Genomic DNA, 13779 nt, shown 5'->3' with positions numbered 1-13779 from the left:
TTGCCATAACTATTAGTGTAATTGCTTTGGGTAAATTTTACGTGCCATGTTATGTCTGATTTACTACATCCTGCTGTTAAGCAGAAAAATCTACCAAGAATGTGATGAAAATTGAACAGGGTAAAAAATGACAATACATTTACACAACTTTGTTGGTATTGGTAAATATTACATCCAAGTAGAAAATCAACCTCATCATCTCACTGGTATTTTAAGAAAGATTATCAGCAAGAGTCATAACCAATACAAAGAATCATTGCTAGAGGTTGTAGATAGTGAATATTTTGAATGTGAAGAAGAAGGAACAATTACTTACTACCAAGCAAAAAATACTGATACTGCGACTTCAGGAATTTGGACTTATCTTGTATATGATTGTCAAGAAAATGAAGAGAAAGTATTCCGAGACTTATCTATTGACACAAGCACAAAATCTTTGCAAGAATTACTCTCTGGTCGAAAATTAGTGCAGAAGACTATCGATATTTATGAATATCTTAAATATAAATTTTATGAAAGCGATTACTTAGATATTTGTCTTCCTTGTAATTGGGATACTCCACAAGGGAAAGAAATAGCTAATTTAGTGTTAGAAGAATTTAAAGCATTTAAAAATTTGTCTATATTTGCAGAAGATGTAGGCAAACAATATATGAGAACTGTTATAAATAAGTTTATTCAAGCGGGATGGGAAGTTCAGGAAAATGGTGGCTCATTAAAGGATTTTGAATGCATCCAAAACGAAATACTTAAAAACTTTAAAATTGATTGTGTAGCTAATTTAATTCTTGAATACAATGATTATCGACTTTGGCAGGCAGCACTACCTAGTAAATCCAAAGCCGTTGAATACGCTTTTAATGCTGCTTTAAATTTACTCTGTCATATTCAAGGCTAGCAATTTTAATATCCAGCTTTGGCTAAAATATCTCAAATAGAGCATCATCTAATTCATAACCTAGTAATTGCGCCATAGATTGAAGACGTGATTTACCAGGAATATTGTGCTGCTTTAACCAGTCGCTCAAAATAAAGATTTTATGCATTAAAAAGATTTCTAAGGCTTCGGGATTGTACTGTATACCTTCCTTAGACGTGAATTGATGTGGTACAAGCATCGCAGCGTAACGAGCAAGTTCTCCAGCTTTCCAATCAAGCAAAAATGGCAACCAAGGATAACGAGTATCAAGGCGAATAAACCATAGTCGTAATTCTGGAACCTCTGATAGTTCGCGAGGATCGCTTGGTTCTAAGGCGTAGCCAATATCAAAACGTAACTGTTGTTCATAAGAAGCGATCGCCCCTTCTTGGAGTAATTTTTCAATTACTGTTGTCGCTGGGGATAAATCCAAGCTGTTAATTGAATCAGGATTCAGAGTGATTGTGATTGTCATTGACTCAGAATGTAACCTCGACAATTAATACTACTCTCTTGTTGCATCAAACGGGAGATGGGGAAGCTGGAGAACAGGGTACAGGGAAAACAACTAATGACAAATGACTGATGACTATTGACTAAAAAGACAACACATCTATCTGCAAGTGGACGTTTACTGCAATTTTAAGCTAAAGTTGTAATGAGTTTGTTTTAGATTAAGGTGCGATCGCATAACCGTTAAAATTCATAAACGCTCCTAACGTCAAACTGTGATTTCCACAGCAGGCAGATAACGATAACGCAGTGTCAGACGAACCTAGTAGGTAGATCTGCTTTAGATACATAAAATAATAAATAAGCATTAACAAGAAAAATTATCTAATTATCCAAACAGTTAACAAGCATAGATATGCAAAAATCCACAATTTCTAAAAAACCAATTCGTTCTTTGGAAGATGCTCTTGATCAGTGTCAAGTTTTGGGTATGCGCGTTAGTCGCCAGCGTCGTTTTATTCTAGAGTTACTTTGGCAAGCAAAAGAGCACCTTTCTGCCAGAGAAATATATGATCGCCTTAATCAACAAGGTAAAGCGATCGGTCATACATCTGTATATCAAAATCTAGAAGCCTTATCTTCTAGTGGCATCATTGAGTGTATAGAACACTGTGATGGACGTTTATACGGTAATATCAGTGATTCTCACAGTCATATCAACTGTGTAGATACGAATCAAATTTTAGATGTTCATGTCACATTACCGGAAGATATCATCCGTCAAGTAGAAGAACAAACAGGAGTAAGAATTACTGATTACAGTATTAATTTTTACGGCTATCGGGATAATAAACCTGAATCAGTACAGGGAAACGCTTAAGCCATCCTATTCCCTGATTGGCTCCTCTCTAATATTTCCTGCTGTGAAACTTTTCGATTTCTAGCATAATTTTTGGATGCATTGTATGGCAAAATTAGATCCAGCTTCTACACTTTAACAATAGGTTGTGTTTTTAAAGGGATCAGAGATATTGATATCTAGCTGCTGTGACCGCAAACTTGTCAAATACAGAGTCACAGTATTTTGGTGAATATGAGCGATCGCCCTTTGAAATTATTGCTAGTTGATCAAGATCCTATCTTCCGACTGGGACTACGGGTGGCTCTAGAAGAATTTCCTCACTTACAAGTAGTATCGGAAGCGGAAACAGATACTGCCGTTTTGCAAACTTTAGCAGCACTTGCCTCACAAGACCCTAGTAGTGTAGATATAGTTATTTTAGAATTGGGCAATAGTCGCTCCATTCAAAGTCAGCAGTTGGGTTTACAACTGTGCCAGCAATTAAAAACCCAATATCCTAACCTACCTATTTTGCTTCTGAGTTTTTTACAAGACCGAGGGTTGCTAATGGCAGCCAAAGCTACTGGTGTGGATGGATACTGCCCTAAAGGCACACCCCTTTCCGAGTTAGTTACTGCCATCCAACAAGTAGCAACGGGTTATTCCTATTGGTATGAGAGTGAACAAAGAGACGCAAAGACGCAAAGACGCGGGGACACGGAGAATGTCTCTGGGTTTGCTTTCACTCAACGCCTTACTAAACTATTGGAAAACTTACGTTCGTCAGGAATTGCTCAGATAGACGCTAATTTAGCAGCAGTAACAGCAAATTTGCAAACTCCCGGACTGACAGTACTAGAACGAGCAGTCTTAGCCGGGCAGCGACGAGAATTGCTCACATCTCGCTGGCTAGTTAATCATTTATTAACTACACCTGATAGAGCACAAATCAGTGAACAGAAGCAATCTAGGCTTTTTGAAGAGTTACCATCTCCTACAAATATTTCCACCAATACCGCGATCGCCCCATCAGACTTAACACAAGCACAAAACGCTCCCTCTCTACTTAGCCCCAGAGCACTGCAAGCCACATTATTTGCATCTTGTATCAATAAACTTCAATATCCTTTGCAAAATGTCACAGATACTGCTTTAGAGATTGATATTTTGCGTCCAGATAAAAAAAGAGAATTACTTTATATAATTTTGCAAAAAGTTGCTGACGCCTTAGATGAGCTGCGTAGTTCTCAAATCGAAGTTCAGCAGTTACTTGAAATTAAAAATAAAATATTGTATGACTTGTGGCGAGAAGCAACAATAGAGTTTTTTGGGAAATTTTCGAGGGTCAGAATAGGTAACACGATTGTAGAAATTGTGAATGTATTACTACCAAGTGCCGGAGTGGTACAAGCAGAAATTCTGAATAAAATTCCACTTGTAAGAGAGTTATTTGCTTATTTGCTTTTTCAAACAGATTTAGTGGTTGACAATAAAAATTTTCTGGCGGGAAGTTTTGAAGCTAAAGAACAAGCAGAAATTTTATTAGAAAATCTATTGATTCAAATAGCGAATAGTGTAATGCAACCGTTACTAAATTATTTAGCAGATGTAGAAGATATTAAGCACAATTTTTATGACCGTAAATTAGTTTCTAGTCGAGAAATTGAGCGCTTTAGAAATGATTTATCTTGGAAATATCGACTAAGAAATTATGTAACAGAACCAAAGGCAATTTTTGAAAGTCGCTATGAACTATTTGTATTTGCTCCACGTGGTATCGCTAAAGTTTCGATTTATGCTCCTCGTACTCAAGAGTTAAGAGAGCTTTCAGGAATTCCTCTGTTCATAACCTTAGGATTAGAATTTGGTGATGCGATCGCACCTCGTTTGCAATCCTTATTATCTTTCTTGGGTAGCGGAGTTGTCTTCGTTCTTACACAGATAGTTGGTCGAGGTTTAGGTTTAATTGTTCGTGGGATTCTGCAAGGTATTGGTAGCGTTTCGCTATTGGAAGGGAAGAATAAAAAGTTATAGTTAGTGATTAGTCATTAGTTATTAGTGTCAGTCCAGTAGGGTGCGTTAAAGCAGCGCGTAACGCACCGTATTTGACATCAATTGACTCAAATATTCCAATTTCGCCGGAAGTGAAAGAAACCTTCCAAAAATTCTTGCTTGAGTGTATTGCTTTGTAATTTTTGCTTGTCCCATTCTTGTGCCGTTTGTTCTAAAATTTCTGAGAAACTAGGAAAAATAGAAACTAAATTAGCTATTTGATAGATTTTAATTTTTTGGGCAATAGCTAGAGCAATGATATTAATGAATTCATTAGCTTGCGCTCCCAGTATCGAAGCACCGAGAATTTCTCCATTCTGTCGAACAACTAATTTACATATACCTGTAATTTCTTCTTGAATATGAGCAACTGCCAATGTTTTGAAATATTGCCTTAAAACTAAAATTTCATCTTGATGATATTGACGTTTTGCTTGCGCCTCTGTTACACCAACCTGCGCTAGTATCGGCTGAGAAATTACTCCCCAAGCAATACATTGATAGTTAACTTTATACCTGTTAAAAAATAAAGCATTTTTCAGAGCTATTCTCGCTTCATAATTAGCAATGTGAGGATAGTCATACCCACCTATCACATCACCACAAGCATAAATACGGTGATTAGTCGTTTGCAGCTTTTCATTCACTACCAAACGGCGGTGATACCACTTTACACCCACTGCTGCCAAATTCAGAGATTCAACATTTGGGTGTTGTGTAGTTGCTACAACAATTTCATCAGTTTCTATTGCCTTATCTCCTGCCTGAAGCCACTTTTTGTTCTCAATCATCCTGACTTGAGTAACTGAAGTTTGTGTGAGGATGCGTATACCTTCAGCTTCTAAATGCGCTTGCAGGAGTTGAGCTATTTCTGGATCAGCATGAGCAATAATTAAAGGACTACTAACTATCAAAGTCACGCTACAACCCAAGCGTGCTAAAGTCTGCGCTACTTGGATGCTTTGGGGAACACCGCCAAGAATAACCCAATTTTGAGGTGGTGCCTCACTATTGAGAGACTGCCAGATTTGAGATAGGTTTAAAAAACCTGTTTTTTGCAATCCTTCAATCTCTGGAATTACTGGAACTGAACCATTGGCTAGTAAATAGGTACGTGCGCGTAGCAGGCGATCGCCAACAACAAATGCCAGATCAGGAGAGGATCGAAATTCACCTTCACCAAGAATAACATCAACACCTTGGGCAGCTAGAATTGCAGGTGAGTATAGTTCTTCTAAATTAGAGGCGACGCCCTGAGCATATAGCATTGCATCTGGCCATGTTAAAGATATTTGATATTCTTCTGTAGAATCTGAGTGTAAAGCTTTGATTCCAAATTGGGCAGTATTGCTTAACTGCTGGGCAAGTTTGCTTATTTCGCTAAAAACATACTGATGAATATATTCATAACTAAATTTTGGTTCTATTAAAGCGACTTTGGCTTTAAATTGGGTTGCCATCTGAGCAGCATAACGCCCAGCCTGAGTACCACCAATAATTACAACATCGTAGTCAACAGTCATTAGTTATTAGTCATTAGTCATTAGTCATTGGTCATAGGTAGGGGCGGGTTTTGTTGATAATCTTGCCGTTCAAACAGATAATTTATCTTCTAAACCCGCCCGTACAGTGGTTAGTAGTTAATTGTCTGTTGCTCCCCCATCTTCCTCATCTTCCCCATCTCTCCCATCTGCCCCTGTTGCTTTCTTGTCCCCTCCGCACCCCTGCTCACCTATTCCCTGTTCCCTATTCCCTAAATAGGACTGCTATAAATTATTGACTAAAGCGATCGCATTTAATAAACGCTGGTTTTCTGAAGATAAGCGTACAGCAATACGAAAATAGTGATCGCCAAGTTCCTTAAAACTCAGACAATCACGAATCAAAATCTGGTGATGCTTGAGTAGCTCCTCTTGCAACTTGCAACTAGACTGTTGCGAACTGACTAACAGAAAATTAGCAGCGCTCTTGTAAGGTTGTAAACCTGGGATTTTGGCTAAACCCTCAAACAATTGATTTCTTACTGGTGGTAGCCATGCCCAAGTTTGCTGTTGAAATTCGCGATCGCTAACTGCTGCAATTGCTGCTGCCTGTGCAAGAGTATTAACAGGCCAAGGATCGCGCCAAGACTGCCAGCCCTGCAAACGATCAGGGTGAGCGATCGCATAACCCAATCTTAGTCCGGGAAGGCTGTAGAACTTAGTTAGCGATCGTAAAACAACTAAGTTTGGATATTTCTGCACTTCTCCAATTAGGCTTTGTTCCTTACAGGCAGGCAGAAAATCCATAAACGCTTCATCCACTACAACCAAGCCAAATTCATCAAGGTAAGGCAAAATGGCTTCCCGCGAAAATAACTTTCCCGTTGGGTTGTGGGGGTTATTTAGGAGTAAGCCATGCCTTTTGTCGGGATACACAGAAATAGGAGAGCCACCCCCATCGGTGGCTTCCTGTGGAATATCAACTAGCTTTGCAGTTGAAAGTTTGCAAGCAATGGGGTTGAGGGGAAATGGGGAAGGGGGAGAAATTTGCCCGTGTCTTGGCGTTGAACAGTTTTCTTGTCTGTTTAAAGAAATAGGAAACTCCAGTACTTTAGCTTTGTATGCCGACAACGAGCGATAGTAGTCGCCAAAGGCTGGAGTAATTAAAACTGTCGCGGCTAATTCAGCTAATTCTTTCCCTGCCAGTGTTAATAATTCTGCCGAACCGTTACCCGGCAGAATCCACTCAGGGGGCAGTTGATGAAAGTGACTGAGAGCCAACTTCAGTTCACGATAATCGGGATCTGGATAGTGCCTCAGATTAGCCAATTGAGACTCAATCGCAGCTAAAACGCTGCGGGGCGGACCAAGTGGACTAATACTGGCAGAAAAATCAACAATAGCACTAGGGGGACAGCCAGCCAATGCTGATGCCCAAGCTAAATTTCCCCCATGTGCTCTTTGCCCCATTGAAACAGTGTTCCTTGAAAAAACAGAACTTACTAAGAACTTACTAAGATTTTGGGGGTGCAACCTTTTCTCTGAAGAGTTTGCCTGCTGAGAAGGCAGGAACCTTAGTTGCAGGAATCTCCATCTTTTCATTGGTTTTCGGGTTGCGCCCTTCGCGGGCTTTGCGTTCCCGTGATTCAAAAGAACCAAATCCTACCAAGGTGACTTTATCACCAGAGGAAACAGCTTCAATGATGGTTTCCAAAGCAGCAGTCAAAACTGCATCAGCTTGTTTTTTGGTTACACTAGCTTTCTCAGCAACAGCATCAACTAATTCACCTTTATTCATGTCAAACTCCTTGAAGGTTTACTTGAGATTGTGTCCAGATGCGGCTTGACGCATCTTTACTGAAATCACTGTTTGGAGATTTACAAAGCCGTTTTTGAGAGTATTTATACTTAAAAACCCTGTAACTCTCATCAGTGCGACTTTTCAATGAATCATTCTAAATTGTCCAAGCCAGAAGTGGATAGATGAAACCATTAATTTATATAGATTTCAGGATTTTTTGTTAAAAAAGGAGGTTTGTTTCACTAAAAACCACCCATAAAGTAGGAAAAAATACCTAGAAAAAACCCCTGTGATGAGAATAACAAAGAGGCAAACAGATGAAGAATCACGAAGATTCACTTTATAGCTAATCTCCTAGTTAGACGCTTTTTTTAGCTTGGGGCAAGGGTTTCAAGCTTTTGGTAATGGCACAGCTAATGTCATCAGTTAAAATTCTGCGAAAGTTTACTATTCTTTACATAAAAACTCATGATTTAAAGGCTTTTTTGCAGAACTCAGCAATGATTTATGAGCAAACACTTCTAAAATATTATCTGTTCGTGGCAAAAAATAAGGTTATGGCTTCTGCAAATCCAGCAAATGAGCTGTAATCTTGAGCGATGATAGAGACATTTACACCCAGTTTTTTAGCATTAGCTGCTGTGTATGGCCCAAAACAAGCAATAACACACTGTTGATAATCTGCTTCTGAAGTAAACATTTGCGAAAAACTTGCTACTTCAGCAGTGCTGCTAAAGGCTATTATGTCTACCTTGCCTTGACGAATCAGATTTAACTCTACCTCATAGAAACTTTTGTCTAAACACCGCGTGATGTAAGTTGGTACGCGAGTCACACTCATGCCCAAGTTTTTTAAACCAGCAACAAAGTTAGGAATCACATCTGGTTCTGGTACGCCAACAACTTCCGGAACTGGCACTAAAATTCTTTTCTCTTTGATATTTGGAATTTGAGCTAATTCAGCAATTATTCCTTCAGGGCTGGGTTGTTGAGGAGTTAATTCTACTTCGGCTCCAAAAGCCGCTAATCTTTCTGTATCCTTACCAATGGCAGACAACCGACAATTTTTTAGCACCCGATGATCTAACCCCAAAGATTCTAAGCGTTGGAAAAAGGCATCAATCCCATTTCTACTGGTGAAAGCGATCCAATCAAAAGCGTCTATTTGTTGAAGTACGGTATCCAACTGTGCAAAATTTTCTAGTACACAGGTTTCTATAGTTGGCATCAATATAGGTAAGGCACCTTGAATTATGAGTTGTTCTGATAGCCTGCTGGCATAGTTTCGAGGTGCGGTAACAAGAATTCGCCTACCATGTAGGGGTAGTTGGACAGATGAAATTAGCAATTGACCTCCTAAATGCAGAGTTGACTGCTACTTGAAAAAGCTAGTCTAAGTTTAGTGGTTCATAAACTTGTAGTACTTTGAATTCCTTCTGCTCTTAGCCGTTTGCCTTCTGCCTTATTTTCTGTTCTTCCATGCACTACCTTGTCACCACAAATCTCAGCCACATTCCCAAAAACCATCAAATTATTATGGTTGATGGTACTGTTCCCGGTTGGCAACCTCGTTTTGACGATCTGCACTGGGATCACCATCGTCTGGGTGGTGCTGAGATTCAGATTGACGAAATGCCCATACCAAAAACTAAGTTAGTTGAGGATTTCGCCACCACACAACCAACTTGTATTGTCACCCCGCAAGTTGATGCAGATGCTTGCTGTGCTGCTGCTTGGGTACAAATGCCTCGCGAAGTTCTTTTGCGATCGCAAGTTGTGGATAGACTGCGAGCGATCGCTTGGGATTGTGATCATCTCATGGTGCCTGAGGAACTGAATCATTTAGCAGAATTTGCCTTGAAAGCAGTGGCTGCAATGAAAAGCTTCGGCAGTGCGATCGCCACTGAGCTACAACTTTCCCCAGATCGGCAAACTTGGACGCCAGAAGATTGGGAACGCTATATGTCTATATCTTTCCAAAGAAGCACAGAATGGTTGATGGCAGCTGCTGTAGGCGATCGTGCTTGGCCTGGTGAACAAGGAGAAGCAGATAATTACTTGAAAGAATTGGAAACCGATGCCCAGCAGTTGATAGTACAACAGCGAATTCGCCTCATTCCCACATCTTGCGGCTTAGTCGGCATATGCAACCTCAAAGGAATTGGGCGTTATATCGATCCGAGAGCCTTCTATAAAAGTCTGACAGTTATTGCAGATATCCAAGCTCTGCGATCTGAAACACTGGTAATCCGAGAACACAAAAATGGCGGTACTCAATATACTCTCGGTTGCTTGCCCACTCATTCCCAAACTCCCAACCTCGATTACACTTCTAGCACCTTTGAACGCCTCACCTTAGCAGAACTTATAAAAAATCCCCATGCTGAAGGTTGGGGAGGACGACGCACAGTCGGCGGTTCTGGCTGGAACACCCCTTCACAACTCTCACCAGAGGAAATTGTAGAGCTAATTGGTTAGTGGTTAGTAGTCCCCGTGTCTCCTTGTCCCCTTGTCTCCCCTCTTTCCTTCTGCCTTTCTTTATTTATCAAGAAACAATAACAAAATTATTTTTAAATTTGAGAAAAATTTTGGAAAGCTGCCATATCTTTTTGTAGTTCAGTATGGGTTCACAATTACCCAAGTCACAAGGAGATTAAAAATCATGAACGAAGAAAATATACAGCAGTTAAAAGATGAAATTAACCAAGAAGTTCGTGAGTGCTTGAAAAAAGTAGATCTCGCCAAGTTACTTGAAAAATACGGTATTCCAGAAGACCAATTCATTAAAATTCAGTGTTCAATTGACCTACATCCAATTCGATTTAACACTACTGCCAAAGAACTACAACCTATGGGATTGTTAAACGAAATTCCAAAGCCGGATATTAAGCTTGGAACGCTAGCGTGGTGTTATCCTTGCCCAGTACCTGGCTATCCTCGTGGTTGTAACTGCTTTTAGTACAGGGTAAAAACTTAAAGATGTTTTTAAGGAAGGGTTTCAAAATGTTGAATCAATAACCTTGAGTGCTGATAGTTAAAGTTCTAAGAAGTAACTTAATGTACTACAAGTAATGTTATGATGCTGGGAATTGCCTACAACTGTCTAGCTTTTCCAGTCTTGTAGATAATGCCTAATAAAAAGGGCAACTACAACTTAACTATACTTAAAGATAGTATCTTGGTGAAGGTCAGCAGCCTTTTACGCTGTCTTCACCAAATGCAAATTTTGTTTTTTAGTGGCAACAACAAACAACACTAAATTAGTCAACTTACCTTTTTATTTTACTTTCAAAAAAGATAAAAAAGTTGATTTTTGACAAAAATTACTTGAGTTATTTTTATCTTTTATTCTAAATTAATAATGGGAAGAATTTCACTTCACTGTTGTTTTTTTAGGGTGAAAAAATGTTTCAAAGTCGAAATAGTAGTTACTGTAAGTTAGGGCTAGCAAGTGCTTTAGCAATTATTGGAACACTTGCTTTTTCTGGAACTTACTCCTTTGCACTAATTAGAAGCAATGGTACTCCAGAAACTACAAATAAGGAATTTTCGCCAGCATATTCAGGTCAAGAATTTAAGATAGCAGCTTGCAGATGGGTTTATCCCTGTCCAGCACGTGGTTATCTTTACGGCTGCTGGATATGCTAAGTCAGATAAACATAGTTAAATTTTTTCACTAGCAAAGAGCGCAATCTAGATACAGACCTCATGTAGTCTACTTAATATAGGTGCAGCATCACTGTTGTTAACCAACAGTTAATGATTTAGAGGGGTGCAATATCCAGTATGAGTAGTACTCTGTGGGGTAGGTTTCAAGTTTTTGGAGTAGCAATAGGTAGTGCAATAGCTTTTTCTGCAAACAGTGCTATTGGCCAAATCACACAAGATGCTACTTTACCAAATAATTCCCGCATCATCACAAACGACAATATCAGAATTATTGAAGGTGGAACTCAAGCAGGAAGCAACCTGTTCCACAGTTTTGAGCAATTTTCTGTACCTACTGGGAGTACGGCTTATTTTAATAATGCTCTGGATATTCAAAATATTATTAGTCGGGTAACGGGTAAGTCTGTTTCTAATATTGATGGCACACTCCAAGCAAACGGTACAGCTAACCTGTTTCTAATAAATCCTAATGGTATTATTTTTGGCCCCAATGCTTCTTTAAATATAGGCGGTTCATTTCTAGCAAGTACGGCGAGTAGTATGAACTTTGCCGACGATACTAAGTTTAGCGCCATGGAACCTCCAACTACGCCTCTGCTGACAGTTAGTGTTCCCATTGGTTTACAATTTGGAGCTACTGCGGCTCCTATTCGCAATCAATCCCAAGTGACTAATAATTTTGGCACTTCTGTTGGGCTACAAGTACCGTTAAGCAAAACCTTGGCGCTTGTGGGCGGAGATGTAACTTTAGAGGGTGGAAATTTAACAGCACAAGAGGGAAGAATTGAGCTAGGAAGTGTTGCTGGCAATAGTTTTGTCAGTATGAACGCAACAAACCAAGGTTGGGCTTTGGGATATGAAGGTGTCCAAAATTTCCAGAACATTCAGTTAATAGCACGAACTGTTAATGGTTCTGATATTCCCTCTTATGTAAATACTAGTGGCGAGGGTGGAGGCAATATCCAGGTGCAGGGCAAGCGCCTATTAGTCACCAGTAGTTCATCGATTTTTAATGACACTTTAGGCTCCCTGTCAGGAGGAAACTTGACGGTAAATGCCACAGAGTCTGTAGAATTACTTGGTTTTGGCACACCCTTGACGAGTGTTAGTTTTGGTGATGGCAACGCAGGAAACTTAATAATTAACACTGGGAAGTTAGTTGTTCGGGATGGAGCGCAAGTATCAGTTAATAGTACAGCCTCAGGTTCGGGTGGACAATTGATTGTCAAAGCCTCAGAATCTGTGGAACTAATTGGTGGCTACCTATTTTCATTACCCTCACTAGATCGTAATTTTTTTCTGGCCAGTGGATTATTTAGTTCAACTTCTGCTGATGGAAATGCTGGTAGCATAACAATCAACACTCAAAAGTTGTATATTCAAGGCGGAGCAACGGTAACAACACAAGCAGATGGACTGCTCCTACCTTTTTCTAACCAATTTATTCCAGCTACAGGAACAGGAGGAAATTTAACTGTGAATGCCTCCAAATCTGTAGAAATAACTGGAACTTCACCAACTGGCTCTCCTAGCAGCTTGTTTGCTTCAACTCAAGGTTCTGGTGCTGCTGGTAATGTGACACTCAAAACAGAGCAATTAATTGTCCGCGATGGAGGAACAATAACTGTAAGTGGTGGAGTACCTGAGGAATATATATTTCTGGGAGATCCGAATAAGCTAGGGGAAGCAGGCGAACTAAATATAACTGCTCGCTCCATACTTTTAGATAACCAAGGCAAACTTACATCTGAAACTGATTTGGGAAATGGTGGAAATATTAAGCTTCAAGTAGAGGACTTATTATTGATGCGCCGCAACAGTCAAATATCTACTAATGCAGGCAAGGCAGAGGCTACCGGAGATGGGGGTAATATCATTATTAATTCTCCTAATGGCTTCATTGTGGCGACACCCAGCGAAAACAGCGACATCACTGCTAATGCTTTCACAGATGCTGGTGGCAGAGTCCAAATTCAGTCCTCTGGTATTTTTAGTATGGTGCAGCGTAGCCGCGAAGACTTGGTAAGACTTCTCGCGACTAACGAGCCAAGCCAACTAGATCCACAAAGGCTACCAACTAACGACATCACAGCCATCTCCCAAACCAATCCAAATCTTAGCGGTCAGGTAAATATCAACACAATAGATACTGATCCTAGTCGAGGATTAGTAGAACTACCTATGAATCTGGCAGATGCTTCACAGCTGATTGCTACTGGCTGCAATCCTGGTGGACAACAAAGCAGAAGTTCTTTTATTACTACAGGGCGCGGAGGTATAACTCCCAGCCCGACAGAGCCATTACTTGGCGATGGGGTATTAGCAGATTGGATAAACTTAGAGGATGAAAAATCGGTTGGAGGTGTGCAAAGCAATGATTTAGAGGAGCAAAGCAAAACAGGCTCCTTGCCGAAGGTTGATAATATCAGTCCTCCTGATCCAATTGTCGAAGCTCAAGGTTGGGTTGTGAATGCCAAGGGTGAAATAGCTTTGGTTGCTGATACATCAACTGTGACACCTCGTACTTCTTTGCTTACTCCTGCATCTTGTAACTAAACATTTT

Annotated in this window: 12 protein-coding genes; 7 read left to right on the top strand and 5 right to left on the bottom strand. The window is 39.9% G+C overall.

What is annotated here, in order from left to right; translation table 11 throughout:
• Positions 1 to 127: 127 nt before the first annotated feature.
• Complete coding sequence (locus QUB80_RS12565) at positions 128 to 898, top strand: hypothetical protein (protein ID WP_289789830.1); 771 nt, start codon at positions 128 to 130, stop codon at positions 896 to 898.
• Positions 899 to 920: 22 nt separating this feature from the next.
• On the opposite strand, the gene QUB80_RS12560 is transcribed toward QUB80_RS12565, so the two are convergent.
• Complete coding sequence (locus QUB80_RS12560; RefSeq protein WP_289789829.1) at positions 921 to 1394, bottom strand: CRR6 family NdhI maturation factor; 474 nt, start codon at positions 1392 to 1394, stop codon at positions 921 to 923.
• 393 nt (positions 1395 to 1787) lie between these two features.
• Between QUB80_RS12560 and QUB80_RS12555 the strand changes: the two genes are divergently transcribed.
• Positions 1788 to 2252 carry a Fur family transcriptional regulator gene (locus QUB80_RS12555; protein WP_289789828.1) on the top strand — a complete coding sequence of 155 codons (465 nt, stop codon included), beginning with the start codon at positions 1788 to 1790 and terminating at the stop codon, positions 2250 to 2252.
• A gap of 213 nt (positions 2253 to 2465) precedes the next feature.
• Positions 2466 to 4247, top strand: coding sequence for a DUF3685 domain-containing protein (locus tag QUB80_RS12550; protein ID WP_289789827.1), 1782 nt, complete (start codon positions 2466 to 2468; stop codon positions 4245 to 4247).
• Positions 4248 to 4333: 86 nt separating this feature from the next.
• On the opposite strand, the gene QUB80_RS12545 is transcribed toward QUB80_RS12550, so the two are convergent.
• The 4 genes from QUB80_RS12545 to QUB80_RS12530 form a co-directional block, all read right to left on the bottom strand.
• Positions 4334 to 5788, bottom strand: a complete 1455-nt coding sequence (locus tag QUB80_RS12545) for a dihydrolipoyl dehydrogenase family protein (RefSeq protein WP_289789826.1) — start codon at positions 5786 to 5788, stop codon at positions 4334 to 4336.
• Between the two features lie 243 nt (positions 5789 to 6031).
• Positions 6032 to 7216: a threonine-phosphate decarboxylase CobD gene (cobD, locus tag QUB80_RS12540; protein WP_289789825.1), complete on the bottom strand. Its 1185-nt coding sequence runs from the start codon at positions 7214 to 7216 to the stop codon at positions 6032 to 6034.
• A 43-nt stretch (positions 7217 to 7259) separates the two neighbouring features.
• Positions 7260 to 7544: a non-specific DNA-binding protein Hbs gene (gene hbs, locus QUB80_RS12535; protein ID WP_009457351.1), complete on the bottom strand. Its 285-nt coding sequence runs from the start codon at positions 7542 to 7544 to the stop codon at positions 7260 to 7262.
• A 532-nt stretch (positions 7545 to 8076) separates the two neighbouring features.
• Positions 8077 to 8895 (bottom strand): uroporphyrinogen-III synthase, encoded by an 819-nt coding sequence (locus QUB80_RS12530; protein WP_289789824.1) that lies wholly within the window; start codon positions 8893 to 8895, stop codon positions 8077 to 8079.
• Between the two features lie 131 nt (positions 8896 to 9026).
• Here QUB80_RS12530 and QUB80_RS12525 point away from each other — a divergent pair, with 131 nt between their 5' ends.
• From QUB80_RS12525 to QUB80_RS12510, 4 genes are all read left to right on the top strand, one after another.
• Positions 9027 to 10025, top strand: coding sequence for a hypothetical protein (locus tag QUB80_RS12525; RefSeq protein ID WP_289789823.1), 999 nt, complete (start codon positions 9027 to 9029; stop codon positions 10023 to 10025).
• Between the two features lie 184 nt (positions 10026 to 10209).
• Positions 10210 to 10506 carry a hypothetical protein gene (locus QUB80_RS12520; protein ID WP_289789822.1) on the top strand — a complete coding sequence of 99 codons (297 nt, stop codon included), beginning with the start codon at positions 10210 to 10212 and terminating at the stop codon, positions 10504 to 10506.
• 446 nt (positions 10507 to 10952) lie between these two features.
• On the top strand, positions 10953 to 11195 hold the full coding sequence (locus QUB80_RS12515; protein WP_289789821.1) for a hypothetical protein: 243 nt from the start codon (positions 10953 to 10955) through the stop codon (positions 11193 to 11195).
• Positions 11196 to 11333: 138 nt separating this feature from the next.
• Positions 11334 to 13772, top strand: coding sequence for a two-partner secretion domain-containing protein (locus QUB80_RS12510; RefSeq protein ID WP_289789820.1), 2439 nt, complete (start codon positions 11334 to 11336; stop codon positions 13770 to 13772).
• Positions 13773 to 13779: the final 7 nt, after the last annotated feature.

Origin of the sequence: Chlorogloeopsis sp. ULAP01 (genome assembly GCF_030381805.1) — a bacterium.
Taxonomy (GTDB): domain Bacteria; phylum Cyanobacteriota; class Cyanobacteriia; order Cyanobacteriales; family Nostocaceae; genus Chlorogloeopsis.
The sequence above is the reverse complement of the archived record's forward strand: the minus strand, read 5'-3'. Positions and strand labels throughout refer to the sequence as shown.

Coding starts and splice junctions, on each gene's coding strand:
- QUB80_RS12565 (WP_289789830.1), top strand. CDS start 128: ATGACAATACATTTACACAACTTTGTTGGTATTGGTAAATATTACATC.
- QUB80_RS12560 (WP_289789829.1), bottom strand. CDS start 1,394: ATGACAATCACAATCACTCTGAATCCTGATTCAATTAACAGCTTGGAT.
- QUB80_RS12555 (WP_289789828.1), top strand. CDS start 1,788: ATGCAAAAATCCACAATTTCTAAAAAACCAATTCGTTCTTTGGAAGAT.
- QUB80_RS12550 (WP_289789827.1), top strand. CDS start 2,466: ATGAGCGATCGCCCTTTGAAATTATTGCTAGTTGATCAAGATCCTATC.
- QUB80_RS12545 (WP_289789826.1), bottom strand. CDS start 5,788: ATGACTGTTGACTACGATGTTGTAATTATTGGTGGTACTCAGGCTGGG.
- cobD (WP_289789825.1), bottom strand. CDS start 7,216: ATGGGGCAAAGAGCACATGGGGGAAATTTAGCTTGGGCATCAGCATTG.
- hbs (WP_009457351.1), bottom strand. CDS start 7,544: ATGAATAAAGGTGAATTAGTTGATGCTGTTGCTGAGAAAGCTAGTGTA.
- QUB80_RS12525 (WP_289789823.1), top strand. CDS start 9,027: ATGCACTACCTTGTCACCACAAATCTCAGCCACATTCCCAAAAACCAT.
- QUB80_RS12520 (WP_289789822.1), top strand. CDS start 10,210: ATGAACGAAGAAAATATACAGCAGTTAAAAGATGAAATTAACCAAGAA.
- QUB80_RS12515 (WP_289789821.1), top strand. CDS start 10,953: ATGTTTCAAAGTCGAAATAGTAGTTACTGTAAGTTAGGGCTAGCAAGT.
- QUB80_RS12510 (WP_289789820.1), top strand. CDS start 11,334: ATGAGTAGTACTCTGTGGGGTAGGTTTCAAGTTTTTGGAGTAGCAATA.